This window comes from Gaiella sp. (assembly GCF_057140465.1).
On the sequence record NZ_DBNHWK010000011.1, the window covers coordinates 43171 to 56989 of the forward strand.

At 71.4% G+C, this 13819-nt stretch carries 17 protein-coding genes; 8 read left to right on the forward strand and 9 right to left on the reverse strand.

What is annotated here, in order from left to right; all coding sequences use genetic code 11:
* Positions 1-96: 96 nt before the first annotated feature.
* Positions 97-879, reverse strand: a complete 783-nt coding sequence (locus AC162C_RS01150; RefSeq protein WP_484095946.1) for an IclR family transcriptional regulator — start codon at positions 877-879, stop codon at positions 97-99.
* A 49-nt stretch (positions 880-928) separates the two neighbouring features.
* Between AC162C_RS01150 and AC162C_RS01155 the strand changes: the two genes are divergently transcribed.
* From AC162C_RS01155 to AC162C_RS01175, 5 genes are all read left to right on the forward strand, one after another.
* Positions 929-1195 (forward strand): sarcosine oxidase subunit delta, encoded by a 267-nt coding sequence (locus AC162C_RS01155; protein WP_462972888.1) that lies wholly within the window; start codon positions 929-931, stop codon positions 1193-1195.
* Positions 1192-3849 (forward strand): 2Fe-2S iron-sulfur cluster-binding protein, encoded by a 2658-nt coding sequence (locus AC162C_RS01160; protein WP_484095947.1) that lies wholly within the window; start codon positions 1192-1194, stop codon positions 3847-3849. Before AC162C_RS01155 ends, AC162C_RS01160 begins: the two co-directional genes overlap by 4 nt.
* A gap of 70 nt (positions 3850-3919) precedes the next feature.
* Entirely contained in the window at positions 3920-4531 is a 612-nt protein-coding gene (locus tag AC162C_RS01165) for a hypothetical protein (RefSeq protein ID WP_484095948.1), read from the forward strand.
* Positions 4532-4554: 23 nt separating this feature from the next.
* Complete coding sequence (locus AC162C_RS01170; RefSeq protein WP_484095961.1) at positions 4555-5742, forward strand: FAD-dependent oxidoreductase; 1188 nt, start codon at positions 4555-4557, stop codon at positions 5740-5742.
* Between the two features lie 63 nt (positions 5743-5805).
* Positions 5806-7473 carry a formate--tetrahydrofolate ligase gene (locus tag AC162C_RS01175; protein WP_484095949.1) on the forward strand — a complete coding sequence of 556 codons (1668 nt, stop codon included), beginning with the start codon at positions 5806-5808 and terminating at the stop codon, positions 7471-7473.
* 95 nt (positions 7474-7568) lie between these two features.
* Here the strand turns inward: AC162C_RS01175 and AC162C_RS01180 are convergent, their stop codons facing one another.
* From AC162C_RS01180 to AC162C_RS01210, 7 genes are all read right to left on the reverse strand, one after another.
* Entirely contained in the window at positions 7569-7970 is a 402-nt protein-coding gene (locus tag AC162C_RS01180; protein WP_484095950.1) for a universal stress protein, read from the reverse strand.
* A 90-nt stretch (positions 7971-8060) separates the two neighbouring features.
* Positions 8061-8297 (reverse strand): hypothetical protein, encoded by a 237-nt coding sequence (locus AC162C_RS01185; RefSeq protein WP_462972893.1) that lies wholly within the window; start codon positions 8295-8297, stop codon positions 8061-8063.
* 8 nt (positions 8298-8305) lie between these two features.
* Complete coding sequence (locus AC162C_RS01190) at positions 8306-8458, reverse strand: hypothetical protein (protein WP_484095951.1); 153 nt, start codon at positions 8456-8458, stop codon at positions 8306-8308.
* A gap of 9 nt (positions 8459-8467) precedes the next feature.
* On the reverse strand, positions 8468-8707 hold the full coding sequence (locus tag AC162C_RS01195; protein ID WP_484095952.1) for a hypothetical protein: 240 nt from the start codon (positions 8705-8707) through the stop codon (positions 8468-8470).
* A gap of 15 nt (positions 8708-8722) precedes the next feature.
* Entirely contained in the window at positions 8723-10195 is a 1473-nt protein-coding gene (locus AC162C_RS01200; protein ID WP_484095953.1) for an ammonium transporter, read from the reverse strand.
* A 113-nt stretch (positions 10196-10308) separates the two neighbouring features.
* Complete coding sequence (locus AC162C_RS01205) at positions 10309-10599, reverse strand: hypothetical protein (protein WP_462972897.1); 291 nt, start codon at positions 10597-10599, stop codon at positions 10309-10311.
* A 19-nt stretch (positions 10600-10618) separates the two neighbouring features.
* Positions 10619-10840 (reverse strand): hypothetical protein, encoded by a 222-nt coding sequence (locus AC162C_RS01210; protein WP_484095954.1) that lies wholly within the window; start codon positions 10838-10840, stop codon positions 10619-10621.
* Between the two features lie 80 nt (positions 10841-10920).
* Between AC162C_RS01210 and greA the strand changes: the two genes are divergently transcribed.
* The 3 genes from greA (at position 10921) to AC162C_RS01225 (ending at position 13576) form a co-directional block, all read left to right on the forward strand.
* Complete coding sequence (gene greA / locus AC162C_RS01215; RefSeq protein WP_484095955.1) at positions 10921-11373, forward strand: transcription elongation factor GreA; 453 nt, start codon at positions 10921-10923, stop codon at positions 11371-11373.
* 74 nt (positions 11374-11447) lie between these two features.
* The gene (locus AC162C_RS01220; RefSeq protein ID WP_484095956.1) at positions 11448-12227 is read left to right on the forward strand and encodes an SDR family NAD(P)-dependent oxidoreductase; all 780 of its coding nucleotides are present in this window, start codon (positions 11448-11450) and stop codon (positions 12225-12227) included.
* Entirely contained in the window at positions 12224-13576 is a 1353-nt protein-coding gene (locus AC162C_RS01225; RefSeq protein WP_484095957.1) for an aspartate aminotransferase family protein, read from the forward strand. Before AC162C_RS01220 ends, AC162C_RS01225 begins: the two co-directional genes overlap by 4 nt.
* A 30-nt stretch (positions 13577-13606) precedes the next feature.
* Here the strand turns inward: AC162C_RS01225 and AC162C_RS01230 are convergent.
* A partial coding sequence (locus tag AC162C_RS01230) for a dihydrofolate reductase (protein ID WP_484095958.1) occupies positions 13607-13819 on the reverse strand: 213 nt, incomplete at its 5' end.

A 13819-nucleotide genomic window follows, 5' to 3' on the forward strand; every position in this document is an offset into this window, starting at 1 on the left:
GCCCGTCGGCAGCCGTGCGCGTCGCGAGGACGCTCCCTGCCTCGATCCGTCCGGCCGCACGTGCGCCGGCGGTCGGCTCCGGACGGCGCCTCCGGCTCAGGCGGCCGTCGCGGCCCCGCCCGGCCACCCGAGCGCGCGCGAGATGCGCCCGGCGCACGCGAGCAGGAGCGGTCGCGCGGCGTCGATCGCCACCCGGTCGAACCGGTTCGACGGCCCCTGGAGCGCGACGACCGCGGTCAACCGGTCGTCCGCACCGAACACGGGGGCCGCGATCGCGTTCAGCCCTTCCTCGCGCTCCTCGATCGCCTCGGCGTAGCCGGCAGCGCGCACGTGCTCGATCTCCGCCGCCAGCGAGGCGGCGTCGACGATCGTCCGCGGTGTGAAGGCCCGCAGTCGCCCCCGGGGAAGGGGTACCTCGCCGAACGCGAGCAGCACCTTCCCAGCCGACGAGGCGTGGCCGACGCTCGGCCGGCCGAGGCGGGTCACGCCCTGGACGTAGCGGTCCGTGGGCACGAAGTCGACCGTGATCGCGTCGCGGTCGCCCGGGACGGAGAGCGTGGCCGTCTCCCCGACGTCGTCGACGAGCCGCTCGAGGTGCGGCCGCGCGAGGTCGCGGACGTCGAGGCGCGCGAGCACCGCGTTCGCGAGCGAGAGCACGCGCACCCCGAGGCGGTAGCGACCCGTGGGGCGCACGTGCTCGACGAGCCCGAGTCGGCTCAACGTCCCCAGCTGGCGCGAGACCGTGCTCGCGCTGATCCCGGTCAGGCGCGCCAGCTCCGTCGTCCCGAGCTCGCCGCCGTCGGCGAGCGCATCGAGGAGCGAGACGGCGCGGACCGTGGCCTCGACGTCGCGTGCGGATGGTTGACCGGTGCGGGGCATCGCGCTAGTGTATCGCCACTAGTAGCACGCCATTTCGTTACTGGCAATAATGTCGATTCTCGTCACGTGCCCCACGTGCGGCCCGAGAGAGGTCGCGGAGTTGCGCTGCGCGGGGGAGGTGACACGCCGGCCGGCATCGTCGCCGTCCGTCCGCGAGCTCAACGAGTACATCTACTTCCGCGACAACACGGCCGGCGTGCAGCGCGAGTGGTGGTTCTGCCGTGCCTGCGAGGACTGGTTCCTCGCCGAGCGCGACACGGTGACGAACACGGTGCACCGGACCTGGCACCCGGAGCGACCGGCGGGGGCCGCATGACGCGCCTGTCGCCCCAGTCGCACGAGCGGATCGACCGCTCGCGGACGGTCCCCTTCACGTTCCGCGGGAAGAGCCTCGAGGGCTTCGCCGGCGACACGATCGGCTCGGCGCTCTACGCGAGCGGCCAGCGCATCTTCTCGCGGAGCTTCAAGTACCACCGGCCGCGGGGCCTCGTGTGCTGCTCCGGGCACTGCGCGAACTGCCAGATGACGGTCGACGGGATCCCGAACGTCCGCGTCTGCACGACGCCGCTGACGGACGGGGTGACGGTCGACCAGCAGAACGTGATCGGCTCGCTCGACCACGACCTGATGGCGGTCACCGACAAGCTCGGCGGGCCCTTCACACCGCCGGGCTTCTACTACAAGACCTTCATCCGCCCGCGGCGGCTGTGGCCCCTGTACGAGAAGGTGCTCCGGCAGGCGGCCGGGCTCGGCGCCCTCGATCCCGCCGGGGCGCGTACGGAGCGGTACGACGCCGAGTATCGGCACGTCGACGTGTGCGTCGTCGGCGGCGGTCGTTCCGGCCTCGAGGCGGCGATCGACGCCGCGAGCCGGGGCCGGAGCGTGATCGTCGTCGACGAGGGGCCCGAGGCGGGCGGCGCCCTCCTCGCCGAGCGCGACGGGGTCGCGGCGGCGCGGGAGCTCGCCGCGCGCGCCCGGGAGGCCGGCGTCGAGATCGTCGCGCCGGCGATCGCGATCGGGGTCTTCGAGCACGGGTTCGTCCCGGTCGCCTCGGGGAACATGCTCCTCAAGATCCGCGCCCACGACGTCGTCGTCGCGAGCGGCCTGATGGAGCAGCCGCTCGTCTTCCCGGGCAACGACCTGATCGGGACCTTCCTCCCGGACGGCGTGCGGCGCCTCGTGAACGCCTTCTCGATCCGTCCCGGGGAGCGCGCGGTCGTGCTCACCGTCGACGACCGCGGCGTGCGGGCGGCGGAGGACCTGCGGGCGGCCGGTGTCGACGTCGCCGAGCTCGTCGACTTCCGCGAGCGGACGCCGCGCGAGGTCGAGGCGATCGGCTCCCGAGGCCGGGTGCGGCGCGTCGTGGTCGACGGGAAGCGGATCGACTGCGACCTCGTGGTCATGGGCGGGAGCCCGCAGCCCAACTACAAGCTCCTCGCCCAGGCCGGTGCACGCGTCGAGTACGACGACGCGCGCGGTGTCTTCGTCCCGACCGACCTGCCCTCGCACCTGCACGCGGCCGGTGCCGTCGCCGGCGACGTCGGCGACCCGGCCGTCCCACCCCCCGAGCTCGGTGACCGTCACGACAAGTGCTTCGTCTGCTTCTGCGAGGACCAGACGACGAAGGACCTGAAGTACGCGATCAGGGAGGGATTCGACTCGATCGAGCTCTCGAAGCGCTACACGACGGTGACGATGGGCCCGTGTCAGGGCCGGCTGTGCCACGTCAACTCGATCCGCGTGTACGCCAAGGCGCGGCAGCTCGACGAGAACACGATCGGCACGACGACGGCGCGGCCGCCGTCGACGCCCGTCACGCTCGGGCTGATCGCCGGGCGACCGCACGAGCCCGCGAAGCGCACGTCGCTCCACCACCGGCACAAGGACCTCGGGGGGCGGATGATGTGGACCGGCGCGTGGCGGCGGCCGCACTCCTACGGCGACGACGTGGACGCGGAGGCACAGAACGTCCACCACGCCGTCGGCCTGATCGACGTCTCCACGCTCGGCAAGCTCCTCGTCACGGGCCCGGAGGCCGGAGCCTTCCTCGATCGCGTCTACCCGAACCGGTTCAGCGACCTCAAGATCGGTCGCATCCGGTACGGCGTCCTCACCTCGGACGCAGGCCGGATCATGGACGACGGCACCGTGGCGCGGCTCGACGACGAGACGTTCTACGTGACGACGACGTCGACCGGGGCGGATGCCGTCTACCAGTGGTTCACGTGGTGGAACGCGGTCTGGCACATGGACGTCTCGTTCCAGAACGTCACGGGCGGGGTCGCCGCGGTCAACGTCGCGGGGCCGAGGGCGCGCGAGCTGATGCGGCGCGTGTCGCCGGACGACTTCTCGAACGAGGGCTTCGCCTACCTCGACGCCCGGCACGTCACGGTCGCGGGCGTGCCCACGCTCGGGCTCCGCATCGGGTTCGTCGGCGAGCTCGGCTACGAGCTGCACCTGCCCAGCTCGCACGCCGAGCACGTGTGGGACGCGCTCCTCGAGCAGGGAGCCGACCTCGGCGTCGCCCCCTTCGGCCTCGAGCCGCAGCGGATCCTGCGGCTCGAGAAGGGGCACGTGATCGTCAGCCAGGACACCGACTCCGAGTCGAACGTGCTCGAGGCGGGGATGCCGTGGATCTTCAAGGCCGACAAGCCCGACTTCGTCGGCAAGTGGGCGACCGAGCAGGCCGCAGAGCGCGGGCTCCGCTGGATGCTCGTCGGATTCGAGAGCCCCAGGCGGGCGATGCCGCTCGAGGGCGGCCAGGTCGTCGTCGGCGGCGCCTCGGCCGGCCGCGTGACGAGCGTCCGCTACTCGAAGGAGCTCGACAAGGTGATCGGCCTCGCGATCCTCCGGCACGACCTCGCCGTCGAGGGCGGCACCTTCCACGTCGCGATCGACGGCGAGCTCGAGCCGATGCGGGTGCACCTCGGGCCGTTCTTCGACCCGGCGGGAGAGCGGCTCAAGGCATGAGCGGCAGGCGGCGACACACGGCGGTGGCGAGGCCGGGGGCCGGCGCGGCCGCCGGCACGGGAGGGCGTGGGTGACCGTCCTCGACTTCCTGTCCCCGTCGGCCGCGGTGGCGAACGGCTCGTTCCGGCCGCTCGCCCGCTCGTCGATGGATCGGCGTCAGCGAGACCTCGGCGCGACGTTCGTCGAGCGTGACGGCTGGCTCGTGCCGGTCGCGATCCCCGGGGAGTCGGACCACCTCGGGACGGTCGGGATCGCCGACCTCTCGCACCTCGGCAAGCTCGAGGCGGCGACACCCGTCGAGGGTGCCGACCTCGTGGCCGTCCACCGGATCTCGCCCCGGCGCACGCTCGTGCTGTGCGAGGGGCCGCAGACGGGCGCCGTGCGGGAGCGCCTCGCCGAGGGCGGCCCCGTGCTCGACGTCACCGCCGCGCTCGGCGTCCTCGCGCTCGTCGGCCCGTCCACGGAGACCCTCGTGCGTCGGCTCACGCACCTGCACGAGGTCCCGTCCAGCGGCGAGGTGGCGCACGTGAACACGGTGCACCTGCTCCCCCGGCCCGGAGGCGGCGTGCTGCTCGCCTTCCCACAGGAGTTCGGCGACTACCTGTGGGAGGTCGTCGTCGACCGTGCGCAGCCGCTCGGCGGCGGGCCCGTCGGCGTCGACGCGATCGGAGGCGCCTCGTGAAGGAGATCTTCTTCCCCAAGCGGATGTTCCACCACCCGGGGGAGCTCAAGCGCCACTACGACGTCGTCATCATCGGCGGCGGCTCGCACGGCCTCGCCACCGCCTACTACCTCGCCAAGAACCACGGCATCACGGACGTCGCGATCCTCGAGAAGAGCTACATCGGCGCCGGCGCCGCCGGCCGCAACACGACGATCATCCGCTCCAACTACCGCACGCCGGAAGGGGCGGCCTTCTACCAGTCGAGCGTCGAGCTCTACGAGAAGCTCTCGCAGGACCTGGACTTCAACCTCATGTTCTCGCAGCACGGGCACTTCACGCTCGCGCACTCCGACCGCTCGCTCGTCGTGCAGCAGGAGCGCGCCGAGGTGAACACGCTGCTCGGGATCGACAGCCGGGTGATCACCGCGGAGGAGGTCAAGGACCTCTGCCCGCAGATCTCGATCTCCCGCGACGTGACGTGGCCGATCCTCGGTGCGCTCTACCATCCGCCGGGAGGGATCATCCGTCACGACGCCGTCGTCTGGGGGTACGCGCGCAAGGTCGACGAAGCCGGGGTCGAGATCCACCAGGGCGTCGAGGTGACCGGGTTCGAGCGCAAGGGGTCGAGCTTGACGAAGGTCAAGACGACCGCGGGCGACGTGTCCGCCGGGGTCGTGCTCAGCGCCACCGCCGGCTGGTCGAGCATCGTCGCGGAGCTCGCCGGGCTGCCGTTGCCGATCACGACGAGCATCCTGCAGGCCTTCGTCACCGAGCCGGTGAAGCCGTTCCTCGACAAGATCATCGTCTCCGCGCAGATGCACATCTACGTGTCGCAGACCGACCGCGGGGAGTTCCTGATCGGCGCCGAGGTCGAGCCGTACCCGACGTACTCGAGCAAGGGCACGTTCCCGTTCGTCGAGTACGCGGCGCGGCACGTCCTCGAGCTGTTCCCGCAGCTCCACGCGACGCGCATCCTCCGCCACTGGACCGGCCTCTGCGACATGAGCCCCGACTACAGCCCGATCATGGGCGTGACCGAGCTCGACGGCTTCCTCGTCGACTGCGGGTGGGGCACGTACGGCTTCAAGGCGGCCCCCATCACCGGGGTCACGCTCGCGGAGCTGATCGCGACGGGCGAGACGCCCGCCCTGATCGAGCCCTTCAAGCTCGAGCGCTTCTACACGGATACGCTCGTCTCCGAGCTCGCAGCCGCCGCGGTGAGCCACTGACAGAATCGACGCGGCCCGGGACGCTCGCGTCCCGGTCGCGCGCGGTACGCCCGAAGGAGCCCCATGACCGAGAAGATGCCCTCCAGCCTCGAGATCGCCCAGCGGGCGACGCTCCGCCCGATCGTCGACGTCGCCGCCGACGCCGGGATCGAGCCCGACGAGCTCGAGCAGTACGGCCGCTACAAGGCGAAGGTCGACCTGTCGCTGCTCGACCGCCTCGCCGACCGGCCCGACGCGAAGCTCATCAACGTCACGGCGATCACGCCGACGCCCGCCGGCGAGGGGAAGACGACGACGTCGGTCGCGCTCACCCAGGGGCTCGGGAAGATCGGCCATGCGCCGATCCTCTGTCTGCGCGAGGCCTCGCTCGGGCCGGTGTTCGGCGTGAAGGGCGGTGCGGCCGGGGGCGGGTATGCCCAGGTGGTGCCCATGGAGGACCTGAACCTCCACTTCACCGGTGACCTGCACGCGATCACCGCGGCGAACAACCTCCTCGCGGCGATGATCGACGCGCACCTGTTGCACGGGAACGCGCTCGGCATCGACCCGCTCACGATCTCGTGGCGGCGCTGCATGGACATGAACGACCGCTCCCTCCGCGACGTCGTCACCGGCCTCGGCGGCCGCACGAACGGCTACCCCCGCCAGACCGGCTTCGACATCACCGCGGCGAGCGAGATCATGGCGCTGGTCGCCGTCGCCCGCGACCTCGCCGACCTGCGCGACCGGCTGGGCGCGATCACGGTCGGCCAGACGTACGAGGGCGAGCCGGTGACGGGGGAGCAGATCCGCGCCGCCGGGTCGATGGCGGTGCTGCTCAAGGAGGCGATCAAGCCGAACCTCGTGCAGACGCTCGAGGGGCAACCGGCGTTCGTCCACTGCGGGCCGTTCGCGAACATCGCCCACGGCAACAACTCCCTCGTCGCCGACCGCGTGGGGCTCAAGCTCGGCGACTACATGATCACCGAGTCCGGGTTCGCGTCCGACCTCGGCATGGAGAAGTTCTTCGACATCACCTGCCGGATGGGCGATCTGCGGCCGAGCGCCGTCGTGCTCGTCGCCTCCGTGAAGGCCCTCAAGCACCACGGCGGGGACATCGACGGCGGGCTCGCGGAGATCGAGGCGGGGTCGGCGAACCTCGCGCGCCACATCGGGATCGTCAACGGGTTCGGCCTGCAGGCCGTCGTCGGCGTCAACCGCTTCCCGAACGACACCGACGAGGAGCTGGAGCTCGTCCGCCGGCTCGCGCTCGAGCACGGCGCCTACGCCGCCGAGCTCAACGAGGGCTTCCTCCGTGGCGGCGACGGTGCGACCGCCCTCGCGGAGGCGGTCGTCGGGGCAGCCGAGCAGCCGAACGACTTCGACTTCGCCTACCCGATCGACGCCCCGATCGAGGAGAAGATCCGGGCGATCGTGCAGAAGGTCTACGGGGGCGACGACGTCGAGCTGCTGCCCGCGGCGCGGGAGAAGGCGGCCGCGTTCGAGCGCGCCGGCCTCGGGAGCCTCCCGATCTGCATGGCGAAGACGCACCTGTCGCTGTCGCACGACCCGGCGCTCCGCAACGCGCCGACCGGCTTCACGGTGACGGTGCGCGACCTCCGGCCGTACACCGGGGCCGGCTGGATCGTCGCCCTCTGCGGCGACATGATGACGATGCCGGGCCTCGGGAAGACACCCGCCGCGTACGGGATCGACGTCGACGCGGCCGGCGAGACCGTCGGGCTGTTCTGATCGGCCCCACGGGTCGGGAGTCCGCCGAGCGGGCTCCCGACCGCCGGCGACTGCCGGCGGTCGCTCTCGAGGCCGCGTGGGCCGCGCAGGTGCCGCTACGTCTCGTCGCGGCCGGCGTGCACGATCAGCACGTCGCAGTGCGCGCGCCGCTGCACCTTCTCGCTCACGCTCCAGCCGAGGGCCCGCTCGACGAGGCTGGGCTCCCGCGTGCCGACGACGATCAGGTCCGCCTCGTGGAGCTCGGCGACCTCCGCGATCGCCTGGGCGGGGTCACCGATCGCCTCGACGAGCTCGGGCTCGACGCCGTGGGCGCGCGCGGCGGCCGCGGCCTCCTGCAGCTCCTCGCCGGGGCTGTCGGGCGGCGCCCCGCCGATCAGCACGGGCACGACGCTCGTCACGACGAGCTTCGCGTCGGCGACGTTCGCGAGCCAGACCGCGCGCTCCAGCGCTCGCTGTGAGGAAGGGGAGCCGTCGTATCCGGCGACGATCGTGCGCATTGCCGCTCCTTCGTTTCGGTCGGGGTCGGTCAGGGTAGGCCGGGCGCGCCCCCGCCGCATCGGGGGGCACCCGGGTCTGTAGGGAGAGATCTACGGAGGCGCGCCGAGCGCAGACGCGTCGAGGCCGAGCGCGGCGAGCGCCTGGTCCTTCCAGTCAGGGTGACGCCCGACGCACGTCGGGCAGGCACGGAGCGTCAGCCCCTTGAGCGCAGGGTGCTCGACCTGAACCCCGTTCGCGAGTTCGAGTCGACCCCATGCGGCGCCGGAGATGAGCCCCTCCGCCTGCTGCCGATCGCAGATCGCGCAGCGCAGGTAGAGCCGTGACACCCTCTGGGTTACCCCCAGGGCCCGATGAACGGGCCGTCGAGGTCGGTGAGCAGGATCACGACCACGATCACGATGCACACCAGGCAGAGGCCCAGCATGAACGGCGTGACGCGTGCGTCTTCCTTCTGCTCGGGGGGGAAGTCGATCTGCTTGCCTGCCATCGGTCCTCCTTATCCCCCTGCAGGTGTGTCGGGGGGACGATCGAGCGCACCGGTGGCGCGCAGCTTCGCCGCCTGCTTGGCCAGCTTGCCTTCCTCGAGGAGCACGAAGCCGAAGAAGGAGACGAGCATCAGCGCGACGCCGAGGATGGTGAGGATCACCGTCCCCGCCGACGTCCCCTCCTGGCCGGAGAACGTCCAGAACTGGGTGACGGTGTCACCCCATTCGTCCCAGGCAAAGGCATCGAACATCGGGTTCCTCCTTCCTCAGCTCTCGGACGAGGTGCCTGCGGGCACCCTACCTTGTGTTTGCCAGTACGCATCGAGGAGCACCGGGGCGCCGTCGACCTCGCGCCCGTCCGGCTCGACGACGATCTCGGGCACACGCTCGAACTCGGGGTAGAAGTCCTGCCCGAACTCGGCCATGTCGAGGCCTTCGAGCTCCACCTCGGGCGGCACGCGCAGCAGGTTCGCCTTCTTCAGGAGCCAGCTGACGATGAACCCGGGCAGGAACGCGAGCGGGAGGAACGCCATGACCCCCATGAGCTGTCCGCCCATCGAGGACTCGATGTTGTTGATCCCGGTCGGGTAGCCGCCGGCGAAGATCCCGACGAGCAGGACGCCGTAGAAGCCGGCGACGCCGTGGACGGCGACCGCGCCGACCGCGTCGTCGACGCGCAGCTTCTTCTCGATGAAGTTGCCCGACCAGACGGCCACGAGCGCGCCCGAGAAGGACAGCAGGTACGCGAGCGACGGGTGGTACACGTCGGCGCCCGCCGAGACGGAGATCACCCCGGCGAGGCCGCCCGACAGGGTCCAGAACGGGTCTCCCTTCGACCCGAACCAGCCGCCCGTGAACCCGCCCGCGAAGCCGATCGTGATCACCATCGTGATCGTGCCGAGCGTCGACGGCGACAGGTAGATGTTGAGCCAGCCGGGGAACGCGGTGGACGTGATCACGAGGCACGCCGCGTAGAACCCGTAGAAGCCGGTGAAGATCAGCATCAGCCCCATCAACGTGAGGTGGGTGTTGTGACCGCGGAAGCTTCGGGCTCTGCCCTGCCGGTCGTACTTGCCGATCCGTGGGCCGAGGTTGAGGAGCACGCCGAAGGCGAACGCGCCGGCGACGCCGTGCACGACGCCCGACGCGATCGCGTCGTGGAAGCCGAAGCGCGTCACGAGCCAGCCGCCCGAGCTCCAGCCCCAGGCCGCGTCCATGATCCACACCGCCGAGCCGAGGATCGCGGTCAGGATCAGGTACGCAGAGAGGCGGATCCGCTCGACGACGGCGCCCGACATGATCGAGCCCGTCGTCCACGAGAAGAGGAGGAATGCGAGCCAGAAGATGAGGCTGATGTGGTCGCCGAGGTTCGGGCCGAGGCCGATGCTCCAGGGCGCGGTCAGGCCGCAGAACCCCTCGAGCGCCTCGGGGCTGTCGTGCCCCGCCTTGGGCCAGCCCTCCTCGAAGCAGCCGTAGATGTACCAGCCGAAGTAGTAGAAGGTCGGTGTGACGACGGCGATCGTCAGGATGTTCTTCATCGCCGTCGACATGATGTTCTTGCGCCTCACGGCGCCACCCTCGTAGGCCATGAAGCCCACGTGGATGAGCCACATGACGACGACGGTGTAGAAGTAGTACTGCTCTGCGAGGACCGCCGAGTCGAGCGCGAGCGCGTCCTGGACTGCCTGCAGGTCCTCAGCGGACTGTGCGAGCAGCGAGCCAATCAGGGGCATCGACATTCCAGCAACCTCCACCTGGCCTCCCGTGGACCGACGCGAAGACCGTACGAGGTGTCGAGGCCGCGTTCTATGTAGGAATCGTCACAGCTTGGCGAACGGACTGTGTTGCGTCGCTACACATCGTCCCGCAGGCCGTCGTCGGTGATCTCGCCGGTCTCCGCGTTGACGCGCACGAGCTGGTAGCGCGTCGGGTTGCGCGGATCACCGTCGTAGAAGGAGACCAGCCAGTACGCGGTGCTGTTCACGCCCTGGCGGAGGAAGCGCACCTGCACGCTCTCCGCGTCGAAGATCAGCACCTCGCGTGCGATCTCGACCGCCCGCTCCTTCGAGATGTCCGCCTCGCCGCCGGAGCAGCTTCGGGCGACGACGGCGGCGAGCACGAGCACGACCAGGAGGATCGCCACCCGCCCGAGCGGGTGGTCCCTAAGCCCGCGCCTGCTGTCGGCGTCGGATGATGGCATAGACCCGGAGTATGAGGTAGCCGATGAAGTGGGTGAGGAAGACGAGCCCGAGCCACCAGAACCACCACAGGAAGTGCGGGCGCGGCCGCATCTCCCGCAGCTCGATCACCGTCAGGTACATGGCGATCGCGAGCGTCAGGAGCAGGATCAGCGGCGCCTGCTGCAGCAGGAGGAGGATGAGCACGCGGACATGCTAGTGCCGGGGTGGGGTCGAGAGGAAGGGCCGGCACCGTCTCGTCGACGCGCGGTCGGTAGGGTTGATCCGTGGCGGACGACCGGATCGAGCACCTGACGCCCGAGCAGAAGGCCGCGCTCGAGGACGAGCTCGCGGAGCTCGAGGGCCCAAAGCGTGCGGCGGCGATCGAGGCGATCAAGACCGCCCGCTCCTTCGGCGACCTCTCCGAGAACTTCGAGTACCACGCCGCGAAGAACGAGCAGGGCCTGCTCGAGGCGCGGATCCGGAAGCTGCGCCACCGGCTTCAGCACGCCGTCGTCGTCGACCACGACACCGACGAGCACGTCGGCCCGGGGTCGATCGTCGAGATCGAGGACGAGCACGGCGAGCGGATGGAGGTGACGATCTCCGCGGTCGGCGGGGGCGTCTCGCCGACCTCGCCGCTCGGCATCGCGCTGATCGGCGCCGCCGTCGGGGACGTCGTCGAGGTCGAGGCGCCTCGCGGCTCGTGGGCGGCGACGATCCGCAGCATCCGGCGCTGACCGGCCACCCTCCGCAGCCGCCGGGCGACGCCGGTGCGCTCCCGGTGGCGCCGCGGCCAGCGTAGGATCGACCCGTGCGGGCAGCGGTCGTCACCGGCGGCGGCACCGGGATCGGTGCTGCGGTCGCGCGGGCGCTCGCCGACGCGGGGTACGGCGTCGTGCTCTCGGGTCGGCGACGCGAGCCCCTCGCGGCCCTCGCGGACGAGTTGCCCGACGTCGCCGTCGTGGTCGGCGACGTCGGCGAGCCGGCGACCGCGGACGCCCTCGTCGACGCCGCGTGCGAGCGATGGGGCGGGCTCGACGCAGTCGTCCTCAACGCCGCCATCGGCGAGTCCCTGCCGGTGGGCGACGAGACGCCGGAGGGCTGGGAGCGGGTGCTCCGCACGAACCTCACCGGCGCCTTCCTCGTCGCGCGCTCGGCGCTGCCGCACCTCGTCGACCGACAGGGCTCGATCGTCGGGATCGCGTCGATCAACGCGATGCGCGCCGGGCCGGGATGGGCCGCCTACTGCTCCTCGAAGGCCGGTCTCGTGATGCTGATGCAGTCGATCGCGCACGACTACGGCCCGCGCGGCGTGCGTGCCAACGCGGTCTGCCCCGGATGGGTGCGCACGCCGATGGGGGACGAGGACATGGACGCCCTCGCGGCGCTTCGCGGCGTCTCCCGCGACGACGCGTACGCGCTCACGCACGCGCACGTGCCGCTGCGCCGGCCCGCGGAGCCGGAGGAGGTCGCGGCCGTCGTCGCGTTCCTGCTCGGCGAGGCCGCCAGCTACGTCACCGGGGCCGCCCTCCTCGTCGACGGCGGCGCCGCCGTCGTCGACCCGAGCTCCACCGCATGGGAGGACACATGACCCTGCACGAGCGCCTCGGCGACCTCCAGGCACGCGAGGAGGCCCGCTTCCGCGACGAGCACCCCCGCTCGCGGGACCTCGCCGAGCAGGCCCGCAGCCACCTCGTCGGCGGCGTGCCGATGCAGTGGATGTCGAAGTGGCCGGGAGGCTTCCCGGTCTTCGTCGCCGAGGCGTACGGGAGCCGCTTCGTCGACGTCGACGGCCACGAGTACGTCGACTTCTGCCTCGGGGACACCGGCTCGATGACCGGGCACGGCCCGTCGCCGACGCTCCGCGCCCTCGCCGAGCAGGCGACCCGAGGGATCACGCTGATGCTCCCGTCCGAGGACGCCGTGTGGGTCGGCGAGGAGCTCGCCCGCAGGTTCGGCCTCCCGCAGTGGCAGTTCGCGCTCACCGCCACCGACGCCAACCGGTTCGTGATCCGCCTCGCGCGCCACGTGACGGGGCGCCCGAAGGTGCTCGTCTTCAACTGGTGCTACCACGGCACGGTCGACGAGACGTTCGCCACGCTCGTCGAGGGCGAGGTCGTGCCGCGACGCGGAAACCTCGGCCCGCCGGTGAACCCGCGCGAGACGACGAAGGTCGTCGAGTTCAACGACGTCGAGGCGCTCGAGGCGGCCCTCGCGCCGGGCGACGTCGCGTGCGTCCTCGCGGAGCCGGCGCTCACGAACGTCGGCATCGTCCACGCCGAGCCGGGCTTCCACGACGCGCTCCGCGAGCTCACGCACCGCACGGGCACGCTGCTCGTGATCGACGAGACGCACACGATCTGCTGTGGCCCTGGCGGGTACACGGCCGCCGAGGGGCTGGAGCCGGATGCGCTGACGATCGGCAAGCCGATCGCCGGCGGCGTCCCCGCCGCTGCCTACGGCTTCACCGACGAGCTGGCGGAGCGCATCACCGCGTCCCTCGACCTCGAGGACGTCGACGTCGGCGGCGTCGGCGGCACGCTCGCGGGCAACGCCCTCTCGCTCGCCGCGATCCGGGCGACCCTGGGCGAGGTGCTGACGGCGGACGCCTTCGAGCGGATGATCCCGCTCGCCGAGCGGTGGACCGCCGGGGTCGAGGAGGGGATCGTGGCCTCCGGCCTGCCCTGGCACGTGACCCGGCTCGGCTGCCGCGCCGAGTACCTGTTCGGCCCCGACCGGCCGCGCAACGGCACCGAGGCGCACGCAGCGGGGGACTTCGCGCTGGAGCGCTACATGCACCTGTACGCGCTCAACCGGGGCATCCTGCTGACCCCGTTCCACAACATGGCGCTGATGTCCCCGGCGACGACGGACGCCGACGTCGACCGGCACACTGAGGTCTTCCGCGACGCGGTCGTCGAGCTGGCGGCGATGCGCTGACGACGGCCCGCCGCCGCCACCGTCGGCGGCTCAGTGCCGCGCCGCGCGCTCGTCGACGGGAGCTCGCACGTACGTGACGAAGGCGAACGCCGTCCCGTCCGCCGCCGTGTGCCGCTCGCGCGCCACCTCTCGGAACGCGTCGCGGTCGAAGGCGGGGAAGAACGTGTCGCCGTCGACCTCGAGGTCGATCTCGGTGAGGAGCAGCTCGTCGGCGAGGGGGAGCGCTTCGGCGTACAGCTCGCC

Bases quoted from the DNA above. Each gene is read 5' to 3' on its own strand.
- AC162C_RS01195 (WP_484095952.1), bottom strand. From the start codon at position 8,707: ATGTTCGATGCCTTTGCCTGGGACGAATGGGGTGACACCGTCACCCAG.
- AC162C_RS01190 (WP_484095951.1), bottom strand. From the start codon at position 8,458: ATGGCAGGCAAGCAGATCGACTTCCCCCCCGAGCAGAAGGAAGACGCA.
- AC162C_RS01170 (WP_484095961.1), top strand. From the start codon at position 4,555: ATGTTCCACCACCCGGGGGAGCTCAAGCGCCACTACGACGTCGTCATC.
- AC162C_RS01160 (WP_484095947.1), top strand. From the start codon at position 1,192: ATGACGCGCCTGTCGCCCCAGTCGCACGAGCGGATCGACCGCTCGCGG.
- AC162C_RS01150 (WP_484095946.1), bottom strand. From the start codon at position 879: ATGCCCCGCACCGGTCAACCATCCGCACGCGACGTCGAGGCCACGGTC.
- AC162C_RS01180 (WP_484095950.1), bottom strand. From the start codon at position 7,970: ATGCGCACGATCGTCGCCGGATACGACGGCTCCCCTTCCTCACAGCGA.
- AC162C_RS01225 (WP_484095957.1), top strand. From the start codon at position 12,224: ATGACCCTGCACGAGCGCCTCGGCGACCTCCAGGCACGCGAGGAGGCC.
- AC162C_RS01200 (WP_484095953.1), bottom strand. From the start codon at position 10,195: ATGTCGATGCCCCTGATTGGCTCGCTGCTCGCACAGTCCGCTGAGGAC.
- AC162C_RS01175 (WP_484095949.1), top strand. From the start codon at position 5,806: ATGACCGAGAAGATGCCCTCCAGCCTCGAGATCGCCCAGCGGGCGACG.
- AC162C_RS01155 (WP_462972888.1), top strand. From the start codon at position 929: ATGTCGATTCTCGTCACGTGCCCCACGTGCGGCCCGAGAGAGGTCGCG.